The sequence below is a fragment of the Streptomyces sp. NPDC001508 genome, assembly GCF_040298665.1.
GTDB lineage: Bacteria > Actinomycetota > Actinomycetes > Streptomycetales > Streptomycetaceae > Streptomyces.
The window spans coordinates 20,017-44,470 of the sequence record NZ_JBEPAP010000066.1 but is presented as its reverse complement, the minus strand read 5'-3'; the positions used below and the strand labels follow the sequence as shown (position 1 = coordinate 44,470).

The 24,454-nt window shown below is 70.3% G+C and carries 23 protein-coding genes and 3 pseudogenes; 16 read left to right on the top strand and 10 right to left on the bottom strand.

All coding sequences use genetic code 11. The features are described from left to right. Positions 1-67: 67 nt before the first annotated feature. A complete protein-coding gene (locus ABT245_RS37770) occupies positions 68-2,188 on the bottom strand; it encodes an N-6 DNA methylase (RefSeq protein WP_351743137.1) in 2,121 nt (706 codons plus the stop codon). A gap of 194 nt (positions 2,189-2,382) precedes the next feature. Between ABT245_RS37770 and ABT245_RS37765 the strand changes: the two genes are divergently transcribed. Beyond that, positions 2,383-4,077, top strand: coding sequence for a TIGR04141 family sporadically distributed protein (locus ABT245_RS37765; protein WP_351743135.1), 1,695 nt, complete (start codon positions 2,383-2,385; stop codon positions 4,075-4,077). Positions 4,078-4,255: 178 nt separating this feature from the next. Here the strand turns inward: ABT245_RS37765 and ABT245_RS37760 are convergent. The 4 genes and pseudogenes from ABT245_RS37760 to ABT245_RS37745 form a co-directional block, all read right to left on the bottom strand. Then, positions 4,256-4,499 (bottom strand): annotated as a pseudogene (locus ABT245_RS37760) (IS5/IS1182 family transposase); the annotation flags it as partial. 139 nt (positions 4,500-4,638) lie between these two features. Further along, complete coding sequence (locus tag ABT245_RS37755) at positions 4,639-4,797, bottom strand: hypothetical protein (protein ID WP_351743132.1); 159 nt, start codon at positions 4,795-4,797, stop codon at positions 4,639-4,641. Further along, entirely contained in the window at positions 4,797-5,573 is a 777-nt protein-coding gene (locus ABT245_RS37750) for an SDR family NAD(P)-dependent oxidoreductase (RefSeq protein ID WP_351743129.1), read from the bottom strand. Before ABT245_RS37750 ends, ABT245_RS37755 begins: the two co-directional genes overlap by 1 nt. Before the next feature lie 88 nt (positions 5,574-5,661). Next, positions 5,662-6,000 carry a YnfA family protein gene (locus tag ABT245_RS37745; RefSeq protein ID WP_351743127.1) on the bottom strand — a complete coding sequence of 113 codons (339 nt, stop codon included), beginning with the start codon at positions 5,998-6,000 and terminating at the stop codon, positions 5,662-5,664. A 119-nt stretch (positions 6,001-6,119) separates the two neighbouring features. Between ABT245_RS37745 and ABT245_RS37740 the strand changes: the two genes are divergently transcribed. After that, on the top strand, positions 6,120-6,698 hold the full coding sequence (locus ABT245_RS37740; protein ID WP_351743124.1) for a hypothetical protein: 579 nt from the start codon (positions 6,120-6,122) through the stop codon (positions 6,696-6,698). Between the two features lie 236 nt (positions 6,699-6,934). Beyond that, a complete protein-coding gene (locus tag ABT245_RS37735) occupies positions 6,935-7,432 on the top strand; it encodes a MarR family winged helix-turn-helix transcriptional regulator (protein ID WP_351743122.1) in 498 nt (165 codons plus the stop codon). 39 nt (positions 7,433-7,471) lie between these two features. Here the strand turns inward: ABT245_RS37735 and ABT245_RS37730 are convergent, their stop codons facing one another. Continuing rightward, positions 7,472-8,665 (bottom strand): RtcB family protein, encoded by a 1,194-nt coding sequence (locus tag ABT245_RS37730; RefSeq protein WP_351743119.1) that lies wholly within the window; start codon positions 8,663-8,665, stop codon positions 7,472-7,474. A 228-nt stretch (positions 8,666-8,893) separates the two neighbouring features. On the opposite strand from ABT245_RS37730, the gene ABT245_RS37725 reads away from it, so the two are divergent. From ABT245_RS37725 to ABT245_RS37715, 3 genes are all read left to right on the top strand, one after another. Beyond that, positions 8,894-9,775, top strand: coding sequence for a DUF3558 domain-containing protein (locus ABT245_RS37725; RefSeq protein ID WP_351743116.1), 882 nt, complete (start codon positions 8,894-8,896; stop codon positions 9,773-9,775). Between the two features lie 117 nt (positions 9,776-9,892). Further along, complete coding sequence (locus tag ABT245_RS37720) at positions 9,893-10,795, top strand: DUF3558 family protein (protein WP_351743114.1); 903 nt, start codon at positions 9,893-9,895, stop codon at positions 10,793-10,795. Between the two features lie 117 nt (positions 10,796-10,912). Then, complete coding sequence (locus tag ABT245_RS37715; protein WP_351743161.1) at positions 10,913-12,343, top strand: DUF2637 domain-containing protein; 1,431 nt, start codon at positions 10,913-10,915, stop codon at positions 12,341-12,343. A gap of 79 nt (positions 12,344-12,422) precedes the next feature. On the opposite strand, the gene lysS is transcribed toward ABT245_RS37715, so the two are convergent. Then, positions 12,423-14,162: a lysine--tRNA ligase gene (gene lysS, locus ABT245_RS37710; protein WP_351743112.1), complete on the bottom strand. Its 1,740-nt coding sequence runs from the start codon at positions 14,160-14,162 to the stop codon at positions 12,423-12,425. Between the two features lie 126 nt (positions 14,163-14,288). On the opposite strand from lysS, the gene argS (ABT245_RS37705) reads away from it, so the two are divergent. After that, positions 14,289-16,067, top strand: coding sequence for an arginine--tRNA ligase (gene argS / locus ABT245_RS37705; RefSeq protein WP_351743110.1), 1,779 nt, complete (start codon positions 14,289-14,291; stop codon positions 16,065-16,067). Between the two features lie 74 nt (positions 16,068-16,141). On the opposite strand, the gene ABT245_RS37700 is transcribed toward argS (ABT245_RS37705), so the two are convergent. After that, positions 16,142-16,810, bottom strand: coding sequence for an HAD family hydrolase (locus ABT245_RS37700; protein ID WP_351743108.1), 669 nt, complete (start codon positions 16,808-16,810; stop codon positions 16,142-16,144). 81 nt (positions 16,811-16,891) lie between these two features. Here ABT245_RS37700 and ABT245_RS37695 point away from each other — a divergent pair, with 81 nt between their 5' ends. Beyond that, positions 16,892-17,227: a helix-turn-helix domain-containing protein gene (locus ABT245_RS37695; RefSeq protein ID WP_351743106.1), complete on the top strand. Its 336-nt coding sequence runs from the start codon at positions 16,892-16,894 to the stop codon at positions 17,225-17,227. Between the two features lie 109 nt (positions 17,228-17,336). Here the strand turns inward: ABT245_RS37695 and ABT245_RS37690 are convergent, their stop codons facing one another. After that, entirely contained in the window at positions 17,337-18,056 is a 720-nt protein-coding gene (locus ABT245_RS37690; protein ID WP_351743103.1) for a 5-formyltetrahydrofolate cyclo-ligase, read from the bottom strand. A gap of 270 nt (positions 18,057-18,326) precedes the next feature. On the opposite strand from ABT245_RS37690, the gene ABT245_RS37685 reads away from it, so the two are divergent. From ABT245_RS37685 to argS (ABT245_RS37675), 3 genes and pseudogenes are all read left to right on the top strand, one after another. Next, complete coding sequence (locus ABT245_RS37685) at positions 18,327-18,500, top strand: hypothetical protein (protein ID WP_351743101.1); 174 nt, start codon at positions 18,327-18,329, stop codon at positions 18,498-18,500. 39 nt (positions 18,501-18,539) lie between these two features. Next, a complete protein-coding gene (locus tag ABT245_RS37680; RefSeq protein ID WP_351743098.1) occupies positions 18,540-19,178 on the top strand; it encodes an HAD family hydrolase in 639 nt (212 codons plus the stop codon). 73 nt (positions 19,179-19,251) lie between these two features. After that, positions 19,252-19,503 (top strand): annotated as a pseudogene (argS, locus tag ABT245_RS37675) (arginine--tRNA ligase domain-containing protein); the annotation flags it as partial. 38 nt (positions 19,504-19,541) lie between these two features. Here the strand turns inward: argS (ABT245_RS37675) and ABT245_RS37670 are convergent. Continuing rightward, positions 19,542-19,796 (bottom strand): annotated as a pseudogene (locus ABT245_RS37670) (flavoprotein); the annotation flags it as partial. Between the two features lie 438 nt (positions 19,797-20,234). On the opposite strand from ABT245_RS37670, the gene ABT245_RS37665 reads away from it, so the two are divergent. The 5 genes from ABT245_RS37665 to ABT245_RS37645 all read left to right on the top strand — a co-directional run bounded on the left by ABT245_RS37665 (position 20,235) and on the right by ABT245_RS37645 (position 24,391). Further along, a complete protein-coding gene (locus ABT245_RS37665; RefSeq protein ID WP_351743095.1) occupies positions 20,235-21,437 on the top strand; it encodes a helix-turn-helix domain-containing protein in 1,203 nt (400 codons plus the stop codon). Positions 21,438-21,626: 189 nt separating this feature from the next. After that, complete coding sequence (locus tag ABT245_RS37660; protein ID WP_351743092.1) at positions 21,627-21,959, top strand: hypothetical protein; 333 nt, start codon at positions 21,627-21,629, stop codon at positions 21,957-21,959. A 211-nt stretch (positions 21,960-22,170) separates the two neighbouring features. Then, entirely contained in the window at positions 22,171-22,470 is a 300-nt protein-coding gene (locus ABT245_RS37655) for a hypothetical protein (RefSeq protein ID WP_351743089.1), read from the top strand. 187 nt (positions 22,471-22,657) lie between these two features. Further along, the gene (locus ABT245_RS37650) at positions 22,658-23,344 is read left to right on the top strand and encodes a hypothetical protein (RefSeq protein ID WP_351743087.1); all 687 of its coding nucleotides are present in this window, start codon (positions 22,658-22,660) and stop codon (positions 23,342-23,344) included. A 192-nt stretch (positions 23,345-23,536) separates the two neighbouring features. Further along, positions 23,537-24,391 carry a DUF4253 domain-containing protein gene (locus ABT245_RS37645; RefSeq protein ID WP_351743084.1) on the top strand — a complete coding sequence of 285 codons (855 nt, stop codon included), beginning with the start codon at positions 23,537-23,539 and terminating at the stop codon, positions 24,389-24,391. Positions 24,392-24,454: the final 63 nt, after the last annotated feature.

Sequence of the window (24,454 nt, the reverse complement as noted above, 5' to 3'; positions counted from 1 at the left end):
CGGTGTTCGCCGTCCCAGCGGGACAGAGACGTCAAGTCTGGTCGTTCGCGGTGCTGCGGCGCACGTTTCACGCCGATCCGTGACCGTCCGGCAACAGCGCGCCGCCGGTGAGGCCGGTGCCGAGGAGACGGGTGACCTCCTCGGCGGCCTGGTCGGCACGGCGGGCGGCGGTACGCAGTTCATGAAGGCGCCGGAAGGCGGCGCCGTAGCGCTGCTGCTCGGCGAGCGGGAGCAGGGGGACGCGCAGGCGTCGCGGGTCGACCCGGACGAGGGAGGTGCCGGTGGCTGCGGCGTTGACGTTCTGCTCCGCCGCGAGGAACCCGGCCAGGAACCAGGGGTCGAGCCGACGCCGATCCGGGCGGAACAGCAGCAGGTGGGGTCCGAGGAAGCAGCCTGCCTCGCCCGGTTCGACGACCCGGGCCCCGGCCGTGCGTCCCACGCGGAGGATCTCTGTGAGAAGCACGTCACTTGCCTGAACCAAGGGTAGGGCGACGCCGGTGGGAAGGTCCGCTTCCGTTCCGGAGGCGGGCCGGTTCTCGAAGACGTCGGCAGCCGTGAGCGCCGGTCGTGCGCCGGGTTCTGCTTCGGGCCGGGGCTGCGGCTGGCCGCTACGGGTCCGGCGGCCCGGGGGCGCGGTGTGGAGCAGGCTGAGAGCGCTGCCGCGCAGAAGGTCCGCGACTGTTGCGGTGCGCCAGTCGCGAGGCCGGTCGTCGGCCGGCGGCCAGTCGCCGTCGGTGCTGAGGCCGACCAGGTCCGTTGCCGCTCGACGTAGTTGGTCATACAGCTCCGATGCCTGCCGGGCCAGCAGGGCGGGGCGGAGGGCCTGCCCGGAAGCCGTCCGGATGCGGCGGGCCGGGGTCAGGTCCACGGCCTCGTCCAGGAGGTCGGTGACCGGCATGGCGGCGGCGATGCCCGGGGCTCCCGTGAAGCCGTCCTGGTCGTCGAGGTAGGGCCGCCACGCCGAGAGCACGGTGTCGTCGACGCTCTCCCCGGCGAGATCTCGGCTCTCGGCGGCGGCATCGACGAGCAGGACCGTCCCGGGGGCTTCGGCCCGCGGATCGGGTCGTTCGAGCACCCACAGGTGCAGGCCGATGTGGAGCGGGATCGCCGCGCCGGGGGGAAGCGAGACGACCGCGCGGAGGGCTCCGTCCCGTACGAGTTGAGCCCGGATACGCCGGCCGGCGGTGCGCTCCGCGACGGCGGGCGGCATGAGCAGTACGGCTCGGCCGCGGGGCGCGAGGTGAGCCAGGCAGTGCTGGACCCAGGCGAGCTCGGGCTCGCCCTTGGGAGGCACGCCGTAGGCCCAGCGTTGGTCGTACGCCAGATCGTCGTGCCCCCAGTCACGGACCCCGTACGGGGGATTGCACAGGACGGCGTCCACGGTGAGGCCCTTGAAGGCGTCGGAGCGCAGACTGTCCCCCGTACGTACGGAGATCGCCGCCTCGGGGGCGCTCAGCCGAAGCCGTACGGCGGCCTGGGCGGCCTGGGCGACCAGCACGTCCTGGCCGTGCAGTTCGCTCGCGCCCGTGGCTGCCGCCGCGGCGAGCAGCGATCCCGTTCCGCACGCAGGGTCGAGAACGCTCGCGGGGAAGGCACCCGCGCTGTCGGTGAGGAGCCGGGCCATGAGGTCGGCCAAGGGGCGCGGTGTGAGGTAGGTGCCGGTGCCGCCCGTGTCCTCCATCAGGCGTTCGGCCAGGACATCCGTTGCGGCCTCGGCGCCATCCGTGACGATGCACCGCAACAAGGCCCTCAGTGGCCCGGTCGCGTCGAGGCCGTACGCGGCGTCCGCGATACCAGGGATGTCGTCGGCTCCGTCGCCCGCAGCTGACCGGACCCATCGCAGCAGTGCGTCGTCACGCAGTTCAAGAAGGGCTTCGCGCTCGCTCCGGTCCAGCCGGGCAGCCGCGACCACCACAGGGAGCAGGTGCAGGGCCGGTCCGGCGTCGCCGGGGTGGGTGCGCAGCGCGGTGCGAAGCCGGTCCGCCGGTGTGTCCTCGGGGAGTTGGCCACGAGCGGAGAGCCAGGCGCGTACGGCGTCGAGGTCGTAGGTGGGGCTGGTGTCCGTGCCTCCCACAGGGGCGGGGAAGTCCGGATGCCGACGACGCCAGTTGCTCACCGTGGCGCGGGTGACTCCGGCCAGCCGGGAGATGTCGGCGGCGGTCACGAGGGCACTGGCCTGCTGGTTCATGGGCTCCTGCCGGGTGACGTGGGGAGGGCGTGCTGGACGACTCCACTCTATACCGACACCCAACCGGCGGGAAGCATTTGACAGTGCTTTCAGTTGCCGCTCTACTGGTTGTGCTTTCGCTCGGCTTCCCGGCTTCCCCGGGCCTACCGGGCTTCCCCCTGCCCACAACACGTCGATTCGAATGGAGCGGCGCCATGGCCACCAGCACGTCCGGCACGTCCAAGCGCACCCTGTACCGACTCACGGGTGTCGCTCCCACGGTCGACGCGATGTTCGACATCCTCGACCCGGCTCGGCTCGAAGCCGTTGACGCGGAACTCCACTTTCCCCAGGAGCGGTTGGGTGTTCCGGCGCTGCTGGTCACCGGCAGCTTCGAGCAGCCGGTCGCGAGCTGGTGCGGCGAGATCAATCGCACGACCGGGTGCGAGGTGGCGCGACCGGTGAACCGGTCGGCCGGGCTGCTGATGCTCGCGGTCGACGGCGAGGTGTACGCCGTCGGCTACGACCAAGGCTTCCGTTTGGTGCCCGACCGGGTCAAGGACCGGCGGTTCGGGCTGAGCTTCGTGATCCGCAGGGTGGACCCCGCCCAGATTCGGGACATGGTCTCCCATACGCCGGGCGGCGGCCGGACCGACATCACCCTCGTGCCCGGCGGTGCTCCGGTCTGGAGCCTGGGTGTCCAGGAACATGCGCAGATCGTGCGGCGGCTGGGCGGCCGACTGGACGGGATCCAGCTGACGATCGCTCAGGACGACCGTACGAAGATCTCCAGCGTCGAGGGCGGTACCGGGCTGCGGATGCGCCTCGGTATCGACGCCGCGGACCTGGTCGCGGACATCCGGGCCATCGCCCGAGTCCTTCGGGACGAGGCACCGGCTCCGGAACTGGAGTTCGTCGAGCACATCGTCCCGGTCAAGGACGCCGACCTCGTCACGCGGCTGGAGAAGCGGCTCGACGACATGCTGGGCGAGGTACCGGACGGACGTATCGCAGTCGCCGTCCCGTCCGAGCACTGGGACGACTACGGCGCCGCCCAGGCATTCGCCATCAAGGTGCACAGCCTGGAGGCACACCTCACCGACGACTTCAGCCTGGAGTACGTCCTCAACCGGGCCCGCGTGCAGAGGGCGGGAACGCGCTTCGCCGCGCTCCGGGACGGCACCGTCACCCTCTACACGCACACCCGGGCGGAGAAGGGCGACGTCATCTGGACGTCGAGCGTGCTGCGGTGGATCGAGGCGGAGTTGGCGTTCGGTGCCCGCCGGTTCTTCCTGCTCGACGGGCAGTGGTACGAGATCGGTGAGGTGTACCTGGAGACGATCCGTTCGCAGGTGGAGCGGCTCATCACCGGCACGCCCTCGGTCGACCTTCCGGCCTGGGTATTCGGGGACAAGGAGCGGGACTACAACGAGTCGGTGCCCGACCTGCGGCCCGGGTACGTCTGCTTCGACCGTGACAACGTCCGGACCACGCTGCACCGGGGCAACGGCGTGGAGATCTGCGACCTGCTGAGCCCGGACGACGTCCTGGTCATGGTGAAGCGGGCCAAGGGCTCCGACGCGCTGAGCCATCTGTTCGGTCAGGCCGTGGTCGCCGTTCAGACCCTGCTGCACTCGCCGGAGGCCATGGACGGGTTCGCCCGGAAGGTGGCCGCATCCCGGCCCGGCCGGGCCCTGCCGGACGGCTTCCGGCCGTCGAAGGTCGTATTCGCGATCCTGCTGAAGAACGGAACCGGCCTCACCGCCGACACGCTGTTCCCGTTCTCCCAGGTCACCCTCGTGCAGACGGCCAAGGTGCTGGAGGCGTGGGGCGTCGCCGTCGAGGTCATCGGGATCCAGGCCACGGCGGTGCCTCCGGGCCGGGCGGGAATCCGCCGCCTGGCCGCATAGCGGGGGGCCTCAACTGAACCGTCCGGTCCGGATAAGGAGGGGACGGCGGCCTTCCCACCCCTGAACTCGACGCACTGCACTTTCGAACAGATGGCCATCGGTTGGCCGGGCGGTGCGCCCGCGCTGCTGTCGGAACTCGCCCGTGCAAACCCCGCCACGCATGCCCTTGAGTTGCTGTCAGCCCCTCGTGGAGGCAGCGGTATGCGGTGGAGGCCCAGCCCGTTGTCGCACGCGAGTTGGGAAAGGCGGGTGCCGTCGATGAACCAGCGCAGGACGAGCACCGCCTGGCGGGAGCAGCCCAGCGCACGCTTGCCCCTCCGGGTTCGGGCCGCGATGCGGTGATCGCACAGCAACCGGGGCAGGTGCCCGGCGGTGGACCGCTTCACGTCGAGCACCGCGGTGCAGGTGACACTGGTCGACACCTGAGGCCCCTCGGTCAGAACAATCCATCGCAAGATCGTTCCTACCAAGGGCCCTACGGCTGCCCGGGCTTGAGGATTGCATGGGCGGCAGCGCAAACCTCGCGATCACAGCGAGCGACGGGCGCTTACCGGGAAGGAATCAGTTGCCGTGGCGCACCGCGTAGATCATGACCCAGGCCAGGATGTGGATGCCGAAGAGGAAGTACGCGAGGAAGTACCAGACCTGACGCTCGTTCTTCGTCTCCTGGGCGAGCCGGCGCTTCTCGGCGGCGCGCTCCGGCGAAGGCTCCTCGGACATCAGCGCTCCCGGTGCACCTTCGTGTTCGACGCCTGCGCGCGCGGACGCAGAATCAGCAGGTCCACATTGACATGGCTGGGGCGGGTCACCGCCCAGGCGATGGTCTCCGCCACGTCCTGCGCGGTGAGCGGCTCCGCCACGCCCTCGTACACCTTCGCCGCCTTCTCCGCGTCACCGCCGAAACGGGTCAGCGCGAACTCGTCCGTCCTGACCATGCCGGGCGCGATCTCGATGACACGGACCGGCCGGCCGACGATCTCCAGGCGCAGGGTCTCGGCGAGGACATGCGCGCCGTGCTTGGCGGCGACATAGCCCGCGCCGCCCTCATAGGTGCCGTGGCCCGCGGTGGAGGAGACCACCACGACCGTGCCGTCACCGCTCGCCTCCAGCTGGGGCAGCAGCGCCTGGGTGAGGTTGAGGGTGCCGATGACGTTCGTCTCGTACATGGCGCGCCAGTCCGCCGGGTCGCCGGTGGCGACCGGGTCGGCGCCGAGCGCCCCGCCCGCGTTGTTGACCAGGACCCCGACCGTCTTGAAGGCGGTCGCGAACTCGTCGACGGCGGCCCGGTCGGTGACGTCCAGCGGATAGGCCGTCGCCGCGCCCCCGGCCGCGTCGATCTCCTCGGCCAGCGCCTCGATGCGGTCCTTGCGGCGGGCCGTGAGGACGACCCGGTAGCCGGCGGCGGCCAGCGCACGGGCGGTGGCGGCGCCGATTCCGCTGCTCGCACCGGTGACGACGGCGATGCGGGAGGCGGCGGGCGGTACGGCGGTGGCCATGGGCTGCTCCTCGGACGGGCGGAGGCGGGTCTGTGCCCAGGGTAGGTGACGACCGCCGCCGCCCCTCGCCCGGTTCCGGGGCGGCGGATCAGCCGGCCTCGCGCGGCGCCCACATGATCACGGCCATCCCGGCGAGGCAGATCAGCGCGCCGGCGATGTCCCAGCGGTCGGGCCGGTAGCCGTCGGCGACCACACCCCACAGGATCGAGCCGGCCACGAAGATCCCGCCGTAGGCGGCGAGGATGCGGCCGAAGTGGGCGTCGGGCTGGAAGGTGGCGACAAAGCCGTAGGCGCCGAGGGCGAGCACGCCGCCGGTCATCCACCACCAGCCGCGGTGCTCCCGGACGCCCTGCCAGACGAGCCAGGCGCCGCCGATCTCGAAGAGGGCGGCGACGACGAACAGGGCGGCGGAACGGAGGATCGGCATGGGCGCAGCTTGGCATGCACGGTGTCACCTGATGGACGGCGCCTGCCGCCCGCCGCGCGTGGCATACATCCCTGCGTACGCCATGACGTGACACCGGATCGCACGACGGAGTGGGTGGCATGCGAAGGACGAGTGTGCTTGCTGTGTGGGGCGCCGCCGCGCTGGCGGCGGTCGCCGCCGCCGGGCCCGCCGGGGCGTCCGGGACTGCCGGGACGATCGGGACAGCCGGAGCAGCCGGGACCACCGGGACTAGCGGGATCGCCGGGACAGCCGGAACCACCGGGCCCGCCAGGGCAACCGGGACGGCCGGGGCGCCGGAGGCGGATCTGGCGTACCACGGGTCGGCGGTGCTGGCCGGGGACCGGGTCGACATCCGGTTCACGCCGCGCAACCACGGCCCGTCCGCGGTGCCGGGCGCGAGCGTGCAGCTGCGCTGGTCGGTGCCGCTCGCGGACCGGCAGGAGCTGCCGGCCGGATGCGTGCGCACGGGCGAGCGGGAGCTGGTGTGCGGGACGGGACCGCTGGCCGAGGACGGGATCGGGGAGCAGATCCGGCTCCTGGTGGCGCTGCGGGACCGGCCCCCGGAGATCATGGTGGAACTCGACACGGTGTGGAACGGCGGCACGGTGGACCGCGACCGCACCAACGACCGAGAACGGCTGCTGATCCTGAACACCGGCGACCCCTACGCCTTCTGACCGGGCACGGCCCGCCCCCGGCGCATGCTCAACGCCACGCACGAAGCAGCGCCGGCGAGACAACGGGCACGCAAGGACCCGGACGAAGCAGCCCGGACGAAACAACGCGCACACAAGAACCCGGACGAAACAGCCCGGACGAAACAACGCGCACACAAGAACCCGGACGAAACAGCCCGGACGAAACGGCGCCGGCTGAACGGCACGCGCGCAAGGACGCGAGCGAAAGGGAGCGCATGACCGGGAGCGGGAGCGCGCGGGGGCGGCTGCTGGCGGAGCTGTCCACCGTCTCCCGCCGGTACATGGCCTCGTACGCCCTGTTCAACCAGGCCGTCGCCGACCGGCTGGGCCTGCACCCCACCGATCTGCAGTGTCTGAACCTGCTCACGCTGGAGCGGGCTCCGGTGACGACGGGCCGGGTCGCGGAGCTGACCGGGCTGACGACCGGGTCGGCGACCCGGCTGGTGGACCGGCTTGAGCGGTCGGGCTATGTGGTCCGGGAGCGGGACGCGTCCGACCGGCGGCGGGTGCTGGTGGCGACCGTACCGGAGAGGATCGCCGAGTTCGGGCGGGCCTGGGAGCGGCTGGGCGGCGACTGGGCCGCTCTCTTCGAGGACCTGGACGAGGCCGAACTCGCCACGATCCTCCGCCACATGAGGCGAACGGTGGCCTTCAGCACGGACCGGGTCAACCGGCTGCGCGAGACCCGGACGCAGCCCCCGCCGGACGGCTGAGGCCCCGGCGCCCGACGGCACTCTCCAGGGGCCTGGGCCTCAACCCTTCACACACACGACCTGTTTCAGCTTCGCGACGACCGCCACCAGGTCCCGCTGCTGGTCGATGACCTGCTCGATCGGCTTGTAGGCGCCCGGGATCTCATCGACCACGCCGGAGTCCTTGCGGCACTCCACGCCACGCGTCTGCTCCTCCAGGTCCTTGGTGGAGAAACGGCGCTTTGCTGCGTTGCGGCTCATGCGCCGACCGGCGCCGTGCGACGCGGAGTTGAAGGACTTCTCGTTGCCGAGGCCGCGCACGATGTACGAGCCCGTGCCCATCGAGCCCGGGATGATCCCGTACTCGCCGGAGCCCGCCCGGATCGCGCCCTTGCGGGTGACGAGCAGGTCCATGCCCTCGTAGCGCTCACGGCTCACGTAGTTGTGGTGGCAGCTCACCTCGGGCTCGAAGGTCACCTTGGCCTTCTTGAACTCTTTGCGGACGACCTCCTTGAGCAGCGCCATCATGAGCGACCGGTTGTGCCGCGCGTACTCCTGCGCCCAGTACAGATCGTGTTCGTACGCCGCCATCTGCGGGGTGTCCGCCACGAAGACGGCGAGGTCGCGGTCGACCAGTCCCTGGTTGTGCGCAAGGCCCCGGGCGACCTCGATGTGGTGGTCCGCGAGTTCCTTGCCGATGTTGCGGGAGCCGGAGTGCAGCATGAGCCAGACGGCGCCGGTCGTGTCGACGCACACCTCGCAGAAGTGGTTGCCGGAGCCGAGCGTGCCCATCTGCTTGCGGGCCCGCTCCGCCCGGAACCTGACCGCGTCCGCGACCCCGTCGAACCGCCCCCAGAACCCGTCCCACTGCGCGGTGCCGAGGCCGTGGAAACGGGACGGATGCACGGGGTCCTCATGCATGCCCCGGCCCACCGGAATCGCCTCCTCGATCTTCGAGCGCAGCCGGGCCAGGTCCCCCGGCAGGTCGTTCTCCGTCAGCGACGTCTTCACCGCCGACATCCCGCAGCCGATGTCCACGCCCACCGCGGCCGGGCACACCGCGCCCTGCATGGCGATGACCGATCCGACCGTCGCACCCTTGCCGTAGTGGACGTCCGGCATCACGGCCAGGCCCTTGATCCAGGGCAGCGTGGCGACGTTGCGCAACTGCTGCAGCGCGACGTCCTCGACCGTGGCGGGGTCCGTCCACATACGGATGGGAACCTTCGCGCCCGGTATCTCCACGTACGACATGTCTTCCTCATTCCCCCGAGACGATTCCCCCGAGAAGTCAACAAAAGCCTTAGAAACGACACACGGCAAAATGGCCGCCACAGTCGACGAAAAGCGACAACGGACCGGCGTGTACGGCGGCGCGTGCGATACACATTGTCTCCAGGGTGCGCCCCGCTGCGGCAAGCGAATAACCAGCGGGGACACTGGAGATCCGAACGCACCGACACCGTCGAGAGGACCCTGACCGTGCAGCGGAAGGCGTACGCAATCGGCACCGCCGCCCTCCTCGCGGCGCTGCTGACCGGCTGCACCGGCGGGTCCGGTGACACGGGGTCGACGGACAACGCGAACCCGGGCGACACCGGAACGGCGACCGAGGCCGCCCAGCCCGGCAAGTACCGCACGCTGCCCGAACCCTGCGGCGCGGTCGGCCGCGGCACCCTCGACTCCCTGTTGCCCGGCATCAAGCAGATCGCCGACCAGGACCAGCGGGCCAAGGCATACGAGGGCACCGCGACCCTGACGTACGACACCGACCGCAAGGTCGGCTGCCGTTGGAAGGTCGAGTCCGCCGACGCCACCGACCACCTCCTCGTCGACTTCGAGCGGGTCGTGTCCTACGACAACGCCGTCAGCGACGACAGCCAGGCGCAGACCCTGTTCGCGGCCAGGGTGACGGCGGCCGATCTGCCCGAGCCCAGCGTGCCCGCCTCCTCCTCGGCGCTCGCGGCCGGCGGCGAAGCGACCACCGACGCCTCGCCCGGCAACTCGCCCTCGCCCTCGGCCTCGTCTTCATCCTCTTCCTCGGCCTCGTCCTCTTCCTCGGCCTCGTCCGCCTCGTCCGCCTCGCCGTCGGCCGGCGCGTCCGGCGGCGCCACCCCGCCCGACCTCCAGCCGCGCGTGCTCGACGGCCTGGGCGACGAGTCCTTCCTCGACGACCAGCTCGGCGGCTCCGGTTCGACGGCCGCGCGGCGGACGGTGACTGTGGTGTTCCGCACGTCCAACGTGATCGTGACCATCGAGTACGCGGAGCAGCCGACGACCGTCGGGGTGACCCCGGACAGCAAGGAAATGCAGGACAGGGCGCGGAATCTGGCCGCGCAACTGGCCGACTCGCTGAGCGGCTAGCGGCCCCCTCGCCCGCCTCGGTGGCGCTCCGCGAGGCACGCGAACCGGAACCGCACCGCTCCTTCACCGCGTACCGTGGCCCCCCGGACCCGATCCGACCGCAGGAACACGAGCGTCATGAGTGAAGGAACCATGCAGCGAGCAGCCCAGCGAGACGACCACCGTGATCAGCGTGACCGGCGAGCGGGGAGGCTGCGCCGAGCCCTTGTCTGCGCGGCCGCAGTCCCGGCGGTGCTCGTCGCCGCCGGCTGCTCCTCGGACTCCGGCTCCCAGGGCGACGACGCCAAGCAGTCCCCGAGCGGCAGCGCGACCGGCGGCTCGGTGAGCCCGTCGCCCACCGTCCAGGCCGCCGCGTACCGCAAGCTGCCGGAGTCGTGCGCCGTGCTGTCGAAGAAGACGCTCGGCGATCTCGTCCCGAAGGGCGCGTCGTCGGGCAAGGAGGGCGCATCCAACGACACGTCGTCCCGGGCCAGTTGCTCCTGGACCAGCCTGGACGACAACGGGGTGAAGGGCTCCCAGTTCCGCTGGCTGAGCGTCTCCCTGCTGCGTTTCGAGTCCGACACCCACCGCGGCTCGGCCGACAAGCAGGCGCATGAGTACTACGCCAAGCAGGTCCAGGACGCGCAGGCCGTGGAAGGCGCCAAGAACGTCACGTCGCAGCCGCTCGCCGGGGCGGGCGACGAGGCGACCACGGTGCGCTACGACCTGAAGAAGAAGGAAGGCGCCTTCAAGCAGCAGACGGTCGTGGCACGCGTCGAGAACGTCGTCGTCACCCTCGACTACAACGGTGCGGGCCTGGCCGGCGAGAAGACCCCGAGCGCCGACGATCTGGCGAAGGCCGCGCAGAAGGCCGCCAAGGAGGCCGTGGCCGCGGTGTCGTCGGCGAACGACGGGGGCGGCTCACCGTCCGCGTCCCCCTCCGAGTCGGCATCCGCGTCCCCCTCCAAGTCCGCGTCCAAGTCGGCGTCCGCGTCCCCCGCCAAGTCGCCCTCCGCGTCGGAGTCGGCCAAGAAGGGCTGACGAGCGGCCTGCTGACGGACCGGCGACACGCGCGCCGCACACATGTGCCACCCTGTTGCGCGCAACGACACGTAAGGGGAGGGGAATCGGGTGGCCCGGCCAATCCAGCTGACCCGGATGCACCGCGTTCTCATCGGCGTGGTCGTGACCGGCGCCGTGATCATCGCCGGCATCGGCTTCGCCGGTTCCTACGCGGCCGTCCGCGAGCTGGCCCTCAAGAAGGGGTTCGGGAATTTCTCCTACGTCTTCCCGATCGGCATCGACGCCGGCATCTGCGTCCTGCTCGCCCTGGACCTGCTGCTGACCTGGATCCGCATCCCCTTCCCGCTGCTGCGCCAGACGGCCTGGCTGCTGACCGCGGCGACCATCGCCTTCAACGGCGCGGCGGCCTGGCCCGACCCGCTGGGCGTGGGCATGCACGCGGTGATCCCGGTGCTGTTCGTGGTCTCGGTCGAGGCCGCACGGCACGCCATCGGCCGTATCGCCGACATCACGGCGGACAAGCACATGGAGGGGGTCCGTCTCACCCGCTGGCTGCTCTCCCCCGTCCCGACGTTCCTGTTGTGGCGCCGCATGAAGCTGTGGGAGCTGCGCTCCTACGAGCAGGTGATCAAGCTGGAGCAGGAACGCCTCGTGTACCAGGCGCGGCTGCGCTCCCGCTTCGGCCGGGCGTGGCGCAGGAAGGCGCCGGTGGAGTCCCTGATGCCGCTGCGGCTGGCCAAGTACGGGGTGCCGCTGGGCGAGACGGCCCCCTCGGGCCTGGCCGCGGCGGGCATAGAACCGATCCTGATACCCGCGGCGCCCCCGCAGCGGGAGCTGCCGACGGCCGACGTCCCCGGCCCGGCCGTCGCGCCGGCCCCCGTCCGGCAGCAGCCGGCGCCCGCCGACGCCGACGAGCAGCACTCCGGGCCGGCCGAGCAGGACGCCGGGCAGCCGGATGCCGCGCAGGACCCGGAGCAGAGCCCCTGGTTCCAGGCGCACCCCCAGCACGTCGACTACCAGGGGGGATACGACCCCTTCTTCGACCCGGGCCACGACCCGGCGTACGGCCCCCGGTACGGCCCCGACGAGCAGTACGAGCAGCAGTGGTTCGAGGCCCAGCAGTACCCGGACCGGCTACCGGGCGGCCCGTACCCGCAGCAGCCCCAGGACCAGCAGGCCACCGGCCCGCACCCGGACCAGCCGTACCAGGAGCAGCAGACCGCCGGGCCGTACCCGGAGCAGCCGCACCAGGAGCAGCCGTACCAGGAGCCCGAGCCGCCCGTCCCCTCCCCCGAGGACACCGGCAGCTTCCCGATCCCGGTGGGCCCGAACCGCACCCGGGAGCTGGGCGAGGGCGGCGGCACCCCGGCCGCGAAGCCGGACGAGGACGCGTACTACCAGGTGTTCAAGAAGTCGATCAACGGCAGCTACCCGACCCCGCGCGAGTTCGGCGACAACGTCGAGGCCGAGTTCGGCAGCTCGCTGCCCTCGGACGACGCCAAGCGCATGGTCAGCCGCTTCACCAACCGCCACACCGCAGAACTGGAAGAGGACCACATCGCCTGAGCCCCGGAGCCACCGGGCGAACACAACACGACCGACGAGGGCGCTCGGTGTTCACCGGGCGCCCTCGTCATGGTGGTGGTTACTCCCCGAGCAGGGTGCGGACGCGGTCCTGGCCGACCGCCAGCAGCAGCGTGGGCAGGCGTGGGCCGGTGTCGCGGCCGACCAGCAGGTGGTACAGCAGCGCGAAGAACGACCGCTGGGCGGTCTTGATCTCCGGCGGCAGCTCCTTCGGTGTGGCGTCGGCGGAGAACCCGGCCTGCACCTTGGGCACGCCGTACACGAGGTGGGTCAGCCCGTCCAGCGACCAGTTCCCGGCCAGTCCGTCCAGCAGCAGCCGCAACGACTGCTGCCCCCGCTCGTCGAGGGACTTCAGCAGCTCGGCGTCGGGCTCCTCGCGCACGATGGTGCGCTGGTCGGCCGGGACGTGTGTGTTGATCCACGCCTCGGCCTTGTCGTAGCGCGGACGGGCCTCGTCGAGCGAGCCCAGCGGATCGGCCGGGTCGAGTTCGGACAGGATGCGCAGCGCCTGGTCCTGGTGGCCGGCGGTGATGTCGGCGACCGACGCGAGCGTGCGGTACGGCAGCGGACGCGGCGTCCTCGGCAGGTCGCCGGCCGCCGTGCCGACGGCACGCGTGTAGGCGGCCACGTCCCCGGGGAGCGCGGCGCCCTCGGCGACCTTGGCCGCCAGCTTGTCCCACTCGTCGTACAGACGCTGGATCTCCTGGTCGAAGGCGATCTTGAAGGACTGGTTGGGCCTGCGGCGGGCGTACAGCCAGCGCAGCAGCTGCGGCTCCATGATCTTCAGCGCGTCGGCCGGGGTGGGCACGCCGCCACGCGACGACGACATCTTCGCCATGCCGCTGATCCCGACGAAGGCGTACATCGGCCCGATGGGCTGCTTGCCGCCGAAGATCCCGACGATCTGGCCGCCGACCTGGAAGCTGGATCCCGGCGAGGAGTGGTCCACGCCGGAGGGTTCGAAGACGACCCCCTCGTACGCCCACCGCATCGGCCAGTCGACCTTCCACACCAGCTTGCCGCGGTCGAACTCGCTCAGCCGGACGGTCTCCGTGAAGCCGCAGGCACCGCAGACGTACGTCAGCTCGGTGCTGTCGTCGTCGTACGAGGTGACCGTGGTGAGGTCCTTCTCGCAGTTGCCGCAGTACGGCTTGTACGGGAAGTAGCCGGCGGAACCGGAGCTGCCGTCGTCCTCGCTCGCCGCGCCGGAGCCCTCCTCGGCCTCCCGCTCGGCCTCGTCGACCGGCTTCTGCGACTGCTTCTGCGCCTTCGGCTTGGTCCGGTACTGCGCGAGGATCGCGTCGATGTCACCGCGGTGCCGCATCGCGTGCAGGATCTGCTCGCGATAGGCGCCGGAGGTGTACTGCGCGGTCTGGCTGACCCCGTCGAACTCCACGCCCAGTTCGGCCAGCGACTCGGTCATGGCGGCCTTGAAGTGCTCGGCCCAGTTCGGGTACGCGGAGCCGTGCGGAGCGGGCACGGACGTCAGCGGCTTGCCGATGTGCTCGGCCCAGGACCCGTCGACGCCCGCGATGCCGGCCGGGACCTTGCGGTAGCGGTCGTAGTCGTCCCAGGAGATCAGGTGCCGGACCCGGCGGCCGCGGCGGCGGATCTCGTCGGCGACCAGGTGCGGGGTCATGACCTCGCGGAGGTTGCCCAGGTGGATCGGGCCGGAGGGAGAGAGGCCGGACGCGACGACGAGTGGTTTACCCGGGGCTCGACGCTCCGACTCCTCGATGACCTCATCCGCGAAACGGGAGACCCAGTCGGTGGTCTCGGTGCTCTGAGCCACGATCGGCACGTCCTTCTTTCTGAACGGTTGACACCCCATTGTCACAGACCGGCTTGCGACCGCGAAAACCGCTTTACCCCCCGTGGGATACTGACGGAGACCATCCATCCCACGAGGAGAACGGCACCCCTTCCTATGGCCTCGGTCACGTCCCTCAGCGACTCCGTACAGCAGCGTCTCGCGGCGGCCCTCTCGGCGGCACTGCCGGACGCCGACTCCGCGGACCCGCTGCTGCGACGAAGCGACCGGGCGGACTTCCAGGCCAACGGGATCCTGGCGCTCGCCAAGAAGGCCAAGGCGAACCCGCGGGAGCTGGCGACCGAGGTCGTCTCCCAGGTCGCCACCGGTGATGTGATCGAGGACCTCGAGGTCTCCGGACCCGGCTTCCTGAACATCACCGTCGGCGACGGCGCGATCACCCGGAACCTCGCGGAACGGTACGCGGACGAGACGGGCCGCCTCGGCGTGCCCCACGCCCCCGACCCCGGCACGACGGTGATCGACTACGCCCAGCCGAACGTGGCGAAGGAGATGCACGTCGGCCATCTGCGCTCGGCCGTCATCGGCGACGCGGTGGTCCAGATCCTGGAGTTCACCGGCGAGACCGTGGTCCGCCGCCACCACATCGGCGACTGGGGCACCCAGTTCGGCATGCTCATCCAGTACCTGGACGAGCACCCGCACGAGCTGGACCACAAGGCCGACGAGAGCACCGCGGTCTCGGGCGAGGAGGCGATGTCGAACCTCGACCGCCTCTACAAGGCGGCGCGGGGGCTCTTCGACTCCGACGAGGAGTTCAAGACGCGGGCCAGGCGCCGGGTGGTCGACCTCCAGGCAGGCGAACCGAAGACGCTCGCCACCTGGCAGCGGTTCGTGGACGAGTCGAAGATCTACTTCTTCTCGGTCTTCGAGAAGCTGGACATGGAGATCCACGACCCGGACATCGTCGGCGAGTCCGGGTACAACGACATGCTGGCCGAGACCTGCCGCCTGCTGGAGGAGTCCGGCGTGGCGGTCCGCTCCGAGGGCGCGCTCTGCGTGTTCTTCGACGACGTCAAGGGCCCGGACGGCCAGCCGGTCCCGCTGATCGTGCAGAAGTCCGACGGCGGCTACGGCTACGCGGCGACGGACCTGTCCGCGATCCGGGACCGCGTCTTCAACCTGAAGGCGGACACGCTGCTGTACGTGGTCGACGCCCGCCAGTCGCTGCACTTCCGCATGGTCTTCGAGACGGCCCGCCGGGCGGGCTGGCTCAACGGGGACGTGAAGGCACAGCAGTTGGCGTTCGGCACGGTCCTCGGCAAGGACGGCAAGCCGTTCAAGACGCGTGCGGGCGAGACGGTCCGGCTGGTGGACCTCCTGGACGAGGCGATCGACCGGGCCACGTCGGTCGTCCGCGAGAAGGCCGAGAAGGTGGGCCTGACCGAGGAGGAGATCGCCGAGAACGGCCGGTACGTCGGCATCGGTGCGGTGAAGTACGCGGACCTGTCCACGTCGGCGGTACGGGACTACAAGTTCGACCTCGACCAGATGGTCTCGCTCAACGGCGACACCTCGGTCTACCTCCAGTACGCGTACGCCCGTATCCAGTCGATCCTGCGCAAGGCGGGCGACGCCCGCCCGGCCGCCCACCCGGAACTGCCGCTGGCACCGGCGGAGCGCGCACTGGGCCTGCACCTGGACCGGTTCGCCGAGACGGTCCGCGAGGTGGCCGCGGCGTACGAGCCGCACAAGCTGGCCGCGTACCTCTACCACCTGGCCACGCTGCTGACCGCGTTCTACGACCAGTGCCCGGTCCTGAAGGCCGACACCCCGGACCAGCGGGCGAACCGCCTGTTCCTCGTCGACCTCACGGCCCGCACACTGCACCGCGGCATGCGCCTGCTCGGCATCCGCACACCCGAACGACTCTGACCCGCACCCCCGCGGCCAGCCGCGAACGCCCCCGCCGAAACCCGGGCAACCACCGGACGGCGGGGGCCACTTCGTCATGCCCCGATGGCAGCAACGACCCGCCGGACATCCGACAGGTCGTCCAGCACGACATCAGCACCAGCGTTGCCCAGGTCGCTCGCCGAGGCGCGGCCGGTCGCAACAGCCACCACCCGCACCCCGGCCCCGTGCCCCGCCGCCACGTCGGCGCGCGTGTCTCCCAGGAACACGGCGGCTCCCGGAGGGACGGCCGCGCGCTTCAGTGCTGCACGCAGTAGCTCGGGCCGTCCTTCACCGTCCTCGCCGTACGCGCCACCGTCCAGGCTCAGGTAGCTGTCGAGACCGAACACCGCCAGCTTCACCTCTGCGGCCCCACGCACGTTGCCCGTCACCACGGACTGGCGCACGCCCTGCTCCGCAACGGCCGACAGGACGGCGACGGCCCCGGGGAGAGCGTGACCGCGCTCGCGCAACTCGGCGACACGACGAAGGTGCACGGCCCCGAGCGCTTCGGCGAACGCCGTGAACAGGCCGTCGGTGTAGGGCACATCGTGCAGCCGCGCCGTCTCGCGCAGGATCACCCGTTCCGTGGACCCGGTGACGTCCGCCTGCTCACGCATCCTCACGCCGGTCACCTGGTGAAACGCCTCGGCCCACAGCTCACGTCCGAGGCCCCGCGTCGCCATCAGCGTGTGGTCGATGTCCCACAGAACCAGCTCCGGCACCAGCGTTCCTCTCTCCACGAACTGCACCTCACCGTGTAGCGGGGCAGCCTACGCTCAGAACACAGAGCAAGGAGTGGGCGCATGGTGGCAGCAGACCTTCCCATCGGGGACCGGATCAGGCACTACCGCGGTGGACGCCGACAGGACGCGGTCGCCGGACTGGTCGGCATCTCGCCCGACTACCTGTCGCAGATCGAACGGGGCCTCAAGGTCCCGTCGCTGCCGATCCTGTACGCGCTCGCCCAGGAACTGGGCGTGCCCGCCGCCGCCCTCCTCTCCGAGCAGGCCCCCGCTGAGGAGACCGCGGTGGACACGGCGGAGGCCGCGGTGGGCCGGGACATGAGGCGTTGGGCCGCGTCGTTGATGACGTCAGCGGACACGCAGGCGCGCCCGCAGCGCGGGGAAGGGTGGGCATGATGCGACCGGGGCGCTCTACTGCCGACGACCGGACGGGCCAGGGCGCACGGAGGGCATTGAGGGCGGCCGATCGGCCGGGCGATCTGTTGGAGGCAATCAGCGCTGACCTTCAAGGCCTTCGATTTGCCAGAGCTGGAATCTCCGCGATCATCTCCGGGTTCAGAGAGTCCCAGATAATCCCCCGGGGCCGCTCATGGGGCGGGCATTCAATGATTCTCTCCGGCGTGATAATCAGGTCGACCCGGAAGTCATGGGCAGATTCCGGAAGCTCTCTGTCGATCACTTGCAACTCATGCACGGTAGTTGCGATGAGTACATCAGGCCCGATCAGTCCAGCTTCTTGCAGAAGGGCCACTTCAATATCCGCGTAGCCGGCGCCTTTGCCGAGTCGTGCCCCGCGCGCGTTGACGGCCACACTGCCGCATACCACCAGATCAACGGGCGGCATTTCATCAAGGTCTACAGGGATTGCATATTGAGCCGCCGTTCGCCTGTCGGCGGCTTCACCGGCAGGAATGGTAAGAGTTTCGGGATCCAGAAAATAGAAGGGCTTGGCCGCGGCAAGTTTCGGCGCAGCCATGTAAACCCGCTTTCCTTCTTTGAGAGCCTGCTCTCTCACTGGCATCTGAGCTTTGTCTGGAACTGCCTTGATGACACGAGACGCCTTCCATGCAGGATGGGTGGCGAGGCGGAGAGCGGTGGAATCTGCTCCAAAGAAGAACGGGATGCGTCCGGCCGCTTCGGTCAATACTGCTTTCTTACTGTCAAGCAGCGACCACACCCCTTCCCGAATCTTCTGCTTTTCCTTCCGGGTTTCATCGGCGTTCACTCGCCATTCCCTCCCTCAAGCCGCGATCAATCCAAAAAGTCGACTATTAAGGTCCCGCACACCTGACAGGCCGTTCCAGGATTGCAGTTCCTTGCCTGCCTTGAAGATCAGATTCAGTCCGCCACCACCGCGACTGGGATCTCCATCCAACTCTGCCACGCCCTGCGCCGCGGGCAATTCGTGGCGGCATGGGCGAGACACGTACCCGCATGGGGAGTCGTCGGTACCCTCCACCCCCCACAGACACTCCAGCCCATCCCGGGATGCCACATGGAACACGTCAAGTACGGCTCGCAATGGGCCCCCTGGGTCCGGGCCGCCCGCACCATGGTGGAACTCCGCGGAGTGACCCCGGCGGACCTCGACCAGGAATTCGCGACCCTCGGCCGCGACCGCCTGGAGAAGGAGTTCACCCGGATCGCAGCGCTGGCGGCGGTCGCCTGACGAAGTCTCATCACGTCATGCCCAGGTAGGCTCCCGACCATGATTCGCGCTGTGATCCTCGACGTCGGCGAGACGATCACCAGAGATGACCGGTACTGGGCAACCTGGGCCGACTGGCTCACCATCCCCCGCCACACTCTCTCCGCCCTCGTCGGCGCCGTCGTCGCCCGCGGGGACGACAACTCCGAAGCACTGCGCCTCATCCGCCCCGGCATCGACATCCAGGCCGAGTACGCCGCACGGGAAGCCGCCGGACGCGGGGAACGCCTCGATGAAAGCGACCTGTACGACGACGTGCGGCCCGCCCTCTGCGCGCTCCAGGATCAGGACGTCCGCGTCGTCATCGCCGGGAACCAAACCGCCCGCGCCGGCGAACTGCTTCGCGGACTCGACTTGCCGGCCGACTACATCACCACGTCCGCCGAACTCGACGCCGCCAAGCCGTCGACCGACTTCTTCCACCGCGTGCTTGCCGCCAGCGGCACCGACCCGCACACGTCCCTGTACGTCGGTGACCACCCCGCCAACGACATCGGGCCCGCGCAGGCGGCCGGGCTACGCGCCGCGCACCTGCGCCGCGGGCCATGGGGACACCTGTGGGCCGACACCGTGGAGGCAGCCTCAGCGGACTACCGTATAGACAGTCTGCTCGACCTCGTTGGGATCGTCTCCGCCTGACCGCCCTCACAAGGCGAACCGACACCGCTACGGTGAGTGCGGAGCCAGGACAGTTCGGGGGCCAGAGTGTCTGACGGCCCGCCGGGCGGGCTGGCTCAACGGGGACGTGAAGACGCAGCAGCTGGCGTTCGGCACGGTCCTCGGCAAGGACGGCAAGCCGTTCAAGACGCGTGCGGGCGAGACGGTCCGGCTGGTGGACCTCCTGGACGAGGCGATCGACCGGGCCACCTCGGTCGTCCGCGAGAAGGCCGAGAAGGTCGGCCTGACCGAGCAGGAGATCACCGAGAACGGCCGGTACGTCGGCATCGGTGCGGTGAAGTACGCGGCCGAGCGGGAGGCCGAGGAGGGCTCCGGCGCGGCGAGCGACATCGGCGCCACCAGCATCGCGTCCGCCTTCGGCAACACGTCCTTCTGCCACGGCAGCTTGTACCGCGACCGCACCGGATGCCCGGTCAACTCCACGAGTTCCTGCATGCGCGGCTCCCACCAGCCCGCCGCGGACGGGGTGAGCAGCAGGCACACGTCCCACCCGTCAGTCTGCGCGGCACGCACGCCGTCGTCGATGTACTGGGCGGGCCCTGCGGCGCAGGCGATCAGGTACAGCACTGGAGACGTCATGCGCGGAGTCCACAGCGTTTGGCCAGCGCACGCAACTCGCTCCCAGGGCTCGGGGTTGCGCCGATGATGTCCTTGGCGCGGTGTCCTTGTGCCGTGTCAGGAGTGAAGCGCGTGCCATCGCGACGTGGTGGCCGACCTGCCGCTCCCGAGTCATTCCGGCGACCGCTTCTTGGCGGTGTACCGCCGGTCGGTGGCGGCACAGCCGTCTGACCTGCCGTCGCCGTCGTCTTCGCAGGCGTTCGGTTTGGAGCCGCAGCGCCGCCAGTACACGTGTCCTGAGTGAGTTGGCCCCCTTCGGGCGGCGGGGGTCGCTTTCGTTAGGGCCGAAGACGGCCGTACAGGCGCGACAGCCACCAACGAGGTAGATAAGGGCCGTGCGCCGTTTCTCCGGCACTGCCAGGAGTACCTTCGGGGTGTCGAGACTCGAAGGGGTCCAGTATGCCCGACACCGCCTCCGCTGCCCCAGAGCGCATCGGGGCACGCATCCGAGATTTCCGAGCCATCCGCGACTACTCCCTGTCCGAACTCGGCCGGCGGGCACACGTCTCGCCGAGCCTGCTCTCCCGCATCGAGACCGGCCGGCGCGCCCCAAGCGAGTCTGTTCTCGCCTCCGTGGCCCGTGCCCTTGCCGTGAAGGTCTCCGTCCTCCGGGGACAGCCCTACATTCAGACGCTCCAGAAGGAGCAGTTGGACGCGATCCTCACACCTATCAGCACCGCGTTCGACGACTGGGACCTGCCGCCGGACGACGCTCCACCGCCCCGCCCGCTCGACGCCATCGAGGGTGACGTAGGACGCCTCTACGACCTACGAGTGAAGGCCCGGTTCACCGAGATCGCCGAGGACCTGCCCGGGCTCATCTCTGAACTGGCCTTGGCCACGCAGCTCCACGCCACCGCGGGGAGAGACCGCGAGCGCGCGTATGCCGCACAGGCTGAGATCTGCCGCACGGCGGCCATCGTGGCTTACCGGATCGGGTACATGGACCTCGCCAGGCTGGCCCTGTCCCGCATGGGCGTGGCCGCCCCGCAGTCGGGCGATCCACGGCAGGTGGCCATCGAGCGGTACGAGCGTGCCCAGATGGCCGCCGACAGCTCCCGCCTGGATCGCGGGGTGTCCCTGATGCGGCACGCGTTGCGGGAGCTGGATGACGATGGGACGCGGCAGACGCGTGCAGTCCGGGGCACGCTCCAACTGCGGGCCGCGACCCTGTCGGCTCGTGGCGGCGACGAAAGCAGCGCGGGCGACTGGATCGGAGAGGCGGCCGAACTCGCCGAGCGGACCGGCGAGACGCGTGACTACGCCCTCGCGTTCGGGCCCTTGAACGTCCGTCTGCACGAGATCTCTGCCGCGGGCGATCAGAACGACTATGACCAGGCTCTGGCTGTCGCCTCGGATGTGCGGCTTCCCGACGACTACCCGCCCACCCGCGCGGCACACTTCTGGATCGACAAGGCCAACGCCGAAACCTGGACAGCGCAGCAGGATGAGGCTCTGAAGTCACTGCTGGCTGCTCGGTCGGCGTCACCGCAGCTCACCCGCTACCACCATTCGGTGCACGAGACGGTGGCCACTCTGCTGCGGGCACGGCCGCGCGTCAGTGATGACCTTCGAGATTACGCGCTGTGGTGTGGCGTGTAGCACATAGGTGAACTCCGATCAAGCATCGTGGCGTTGACACCTTTGTCAACGCCACACCGCTTTTCTGTCGGCACTCTGAGTCAGCAAGTGAGACCCCGGCGACCGCGCGAACGGTCCCGGGGTGTGGCCGACTGCCGAAGGAGTCGACGTGACGCACAGTCCCGTCCGGCCGTCCCAGGGGGCGAGCCGATGAGCACCACCGTCCATGAGATCCCACCAGAGGTGTTGGCGGTCTTGGCGTTGCCCGACCTGGACAGCCTGGACGAGGACCGGACCGCCGGCCGCGTGTGCATCTGGTGCGGCGGGCCTCTGACGATCGAGACGGCTGTCGACCTCGGCGAGCAGAAGGCTGACGCGGGTACGTGCTTCCCGCGCGCCTGCCGGAAGTGCGTCGCCGACCGTGCGCACCGCGGCCTGTTCGCCCACGCGCCCCTGTGCGACCTCTGTGAGACGGAGGCGACAGCCGCCAACTGCACCGTCGGCCGCAGCCTGTACCGACTCGTCAGGGACAACCGTCGGTGACCGGCTGGCAGACGACCGCAGGGGCGCGGTCCCCGCACGCGAGCCCGCCGCTCAGCCACATGACCATGCGGGTCTACCAGGTGGACCGCTACGGGACGGTCACCCGTGACAACGTACGGATCGTCGTCCCGCCCGCCCAGGGGCTGACACCGGCCACGGACAGGTACCCGCCCTGCCAGTGTCCCCGCCACCGAGACGAACGGAAGCCCCGGTGACCGCGGACAGGTACGGCCTGTGCCCCTGGCGCCAACTGCTCGCCGACGACATCCGGCTCATCCAAGCCGTGGAAGCGGGCTCCGACCCGTACGCGGCCGGGAACACGTTCGCCTGCGGCCCGTCCGAAGTCACACCGGCAGGCACACTCCTGGAGCCCCACCTCGCTTCAGCCGCGGCGTCCCGGGGAAGAGAGGCGGCGATGCCCATGAGGCCGGACAGCCCGAAGGGCCAGTTCTTCTACGCGCTGGTCCTGGCCACCCTCATAGGTGCCCTCGTGGCCGGAATCGGCCGCTGACCCCATGACCGGCTCCGGTCGCTCGCGCCCCAGGGAGTGACCGGAGCCCCCAAGGCGCCCGCCGGTTTCCCGCTCCCGACTCTCCCCCGCGGGAGCCGGCGGGCCCCGGCCCGGCACACCCGACCCCGTGATGCCCAGCGGTGTGCCGGGCCGCCACCCTCGTCCCAACAAAGGAAGGTTCTCGATCGTGTTGCCTCCGGCACCAGCAGGCGTCGTTCCCTACATCGCCGGATGGAGCGAGGAAAGGCTCCTGAACCGCCCGCTCGTCCGCCGCTGCATGGCCCCGGGGATCGCGTACGCGGATGAAACGCCGTACGACCGCGACAGCTTCGGCGTGCTCTGGGCCCGGTACGCCCTGCGGCCGAAGCAGCGCAGGGGCAGCCCACGGCTCCGGGAAGTCCACCCCTACCGGCAGCGCAGAGCGATGCTGAACATGATGTGCCAGGTCTGCTCCCGCATGCCGCCCGACCCGCACGGCCCCCACCTCTTCCTCCTGCGGGACAGCGTCGGCCCGATCCGCGAAGGGGAACGGACCACGAGTCCCCCGGTGTGCGTACCGTGCGCCGGGATCTCCGTCCAGCTCTGCCATGCCCTCCGGGGTGGGCGGTTCGTGGCGGCGTGGGCCAGGCGCGTGCCCGCGTGGGGTGTCGTCGGTCCCCTCCACCACCCACAGACACTCCAGCCCATCCCGGGGGCGCACATGGAACAGGTGAAATACGGCTCGCAGTGGGCGCCTTGGGTCCGGGCCGCCCGCACGATGGTGGAACTGCGCGAGGTCACACCGGCAGACCTCGACCAGGAATTCGCGGCCCTCGGCCGCGACCGCCTGGAGAAGGAGTTCACCCGGATCGCAGAGCTGACGGCGGTCGCCTGAGGCACCCGTCTCGGGCCGGTCGCGGCGAAGTGACCGGCTCCCCGTGCCGCAGGACCCGCAACCGTCCCCCCTGGTCCCGGACCTCGAAGTCCCTCGCCCTCCCCCGGCTGGGGTAATGCGACGACCACCAGAACTCAAGACGTTCCGGCGAGCGCCGTTCGTGTTGTCACTGCCTCCCCTTAAAGTCGCGGCATGGCGACTCTTCCCAACCCGCTGCCCAAGCTGGCGGCCGACCCGAGCGGGCGTTCCCTGGGGCTCCGGCTCCCGCCCGGGAGACTGATCGACGCGACGGACGACGGGCCCTGGCGGGAGCCTCTGCTGTGGCATGCCGACAAGTCGGCCTCGCCCGGCAGTTGGGCGGCGCTGGGCACACCGGCCGGCCGGGTGGGCCTGCTGCCCGTACTCGTCGATCTGGGCGGCCCCCAAGGCGGCCCGGAGCGGTGGCAGTTGTCCCCGGCGGACACCTCGTACCCGGGGGACCACGACGCCGAGGACGTGCTCGCGGAATGCTGGGAAGCCATGGGCGACGACGGCGAGGAGGACGGGTTCGATCCCGAACTGGCCCGGCTCCTCGCGCCGTTCGGGGCGGACTGGCCCGGACTGGCTTCCGCCGGGTCGCTCACCGTCGAGCCCGGGGTCTGCGCCGCCCGGGTCGCCGACCTGCTGAGCGGCGCCGACGCGGGCGACCGCTCGCACGCCGGGTTCAAGGATCCGCATCTGGCGCTCGTCCCGGCCCGCCGCTCCGCCGACATCCCCGCCGCCATCGGCTGGACCGGCCCGGTCAACCACGAGAACGATGTCGCCCGGCTCTGCGCGGTGCTGCGCTCGTGGGAGGACCGCTTCGGGATACGGGTGGTCGCCCTCGGCTTCGACACACTGGTCGTCTCCGTGGCCGCACCGCCCGCCACCCGGGCCGAGGCGGAGGCGCTGGCGGCCGAGCACTTCGCGTTCTGCCCGGACAACCTCACCCAGAACGGCCGGGACAACCTGGCCGACTACGCCGAAACCCTGATATCCGAACGCACCTGGTCCTTCTGGTGGGACTGACCCACCGCCCCGGCCCGCCCCCTCCATACCGACCCGGCCCGCAGGCCGCTCCAGGCCAGTCCG

Bases quoted from the DNA above. Each gene is read 5' to 3' on its own strand.
- ABT245_RS37770 (WP_351743137.1), bottom strand. From the start codon at position 2,188: ATGAACCAGCAGGCCAGTGCCCTCGTGACCGCCGCCGACATCTCCCGG.
- ABT245_RS37765 (WP_351743135.1), top strand. From the start codon at position 2,383: ATGGCCACCAGCACGTCCGGCACGTCCAAGCGCACCCTGTACCGACTC.
- ABT245_RS37755 (WP_351743132.1), bottom strand. From the start codon at position 4,797: ATGTCCGAGGAGCCTTCGCCGGAGCGCGCCGCCGAGAAGCGCCGGCTC.
- ABT245_RS37750 (WP_351743129.1), bottom strand. From the start codon at position 5,573: ATGGCCACCGCCGTACCGCCCGCCGCCTCCCGCATCGCCGTCGTCACC.
- ABT245_RS37745 (WP_351743127.1), bottom strand. From the start codon at position 6,000: ATGCCGATCCTCCGTTCCGCCGCCCTGTTCGTCGTCGCCGCCCTCTTC.
- ABT245_RS37740 (WP_351743124.1), top strand. From the start codon at position 6,120: ATGCGAAGGACGAGTGTGCTTGCTGTGTGGGGCGCCGCCGCGCTGGCG.
- ABT245_RS37735 (WP_351743122.1), top strand. From the start codon at position 6,935: ATGACCGGGAGCGGGAGCGCGCGGGGGCGGCTGCTGGCGGAGCTGTCC.
- ABT245_RS37730 (WP_351743119.1), bottom strand. From the start codon at position 8,665: ATGTCGTACGTGGAGATACCGGGCGCGAAGGTTCCCATCCGTATGTGG.
- ABT245_RS37720 (WP_351743114.1), top strand. From the start codon at position 9,893: ATGAGTGAAGGAACCATGCAGCGAGCAGCCCAGCGAGACGACCACCGT.
- ABT245_RS37715 (WP_351743161.1), top strand. From the start codon at position 10,913: ATGCACCGCGTTCTCATCGGCGTGGTCGTGACCGGCGCCGTGATCATC.
- argS (WP_351743110.1), top strand. From the start codon at position 14,289: ATGGCCTCGGTCACGTCCCTCAGCGACTCCGTACAGCAGCGTCTCGCG.
- ABT245_RS37695 (WP_351743106.1), top strand. From the start codon at position 16,892: ATGGTGGCAGCAGACCTTCCCATCGGGGACCGGATCAGGCACTACCGC.
- ABT245_RS37685 (WP_351743101.1), top strand. From the start codon at position 18,327: ATGGAACACGTCAAGTACGGCTCGCAATGGGCCCCCTGGGTCCGGGCC.
- ABT245_RS37680 (WP_351743098.1), top strand. From the start codon at position 18,540: ATGATTCGCGCTGTGATCCTCGACGTCGGCGAGACGATCACCAGAGAT.
- ABT245_RS37665 (WP_351743095.1), top strand. From the start codon at position 20,235: ATGCCCGACACCGCCTCCGCTGCCCCAGAGCGCATCGGGGCACGCATC.
- ABT245_RS37660 (WP_351743092.1), top strand. From the start codon at position 21,627: ATGAGCACCACCGTCCATGAGATCCCACCAGAGGTGTTGGCGGTCTTG.
- ABT245_RS37645 (WP_351743084.1), top strand. From the start codon at position 23,537: ATGGCGACTCTTCCCAACCCGCTGCCCAAGCTGGCGGCCGACCCGAGC.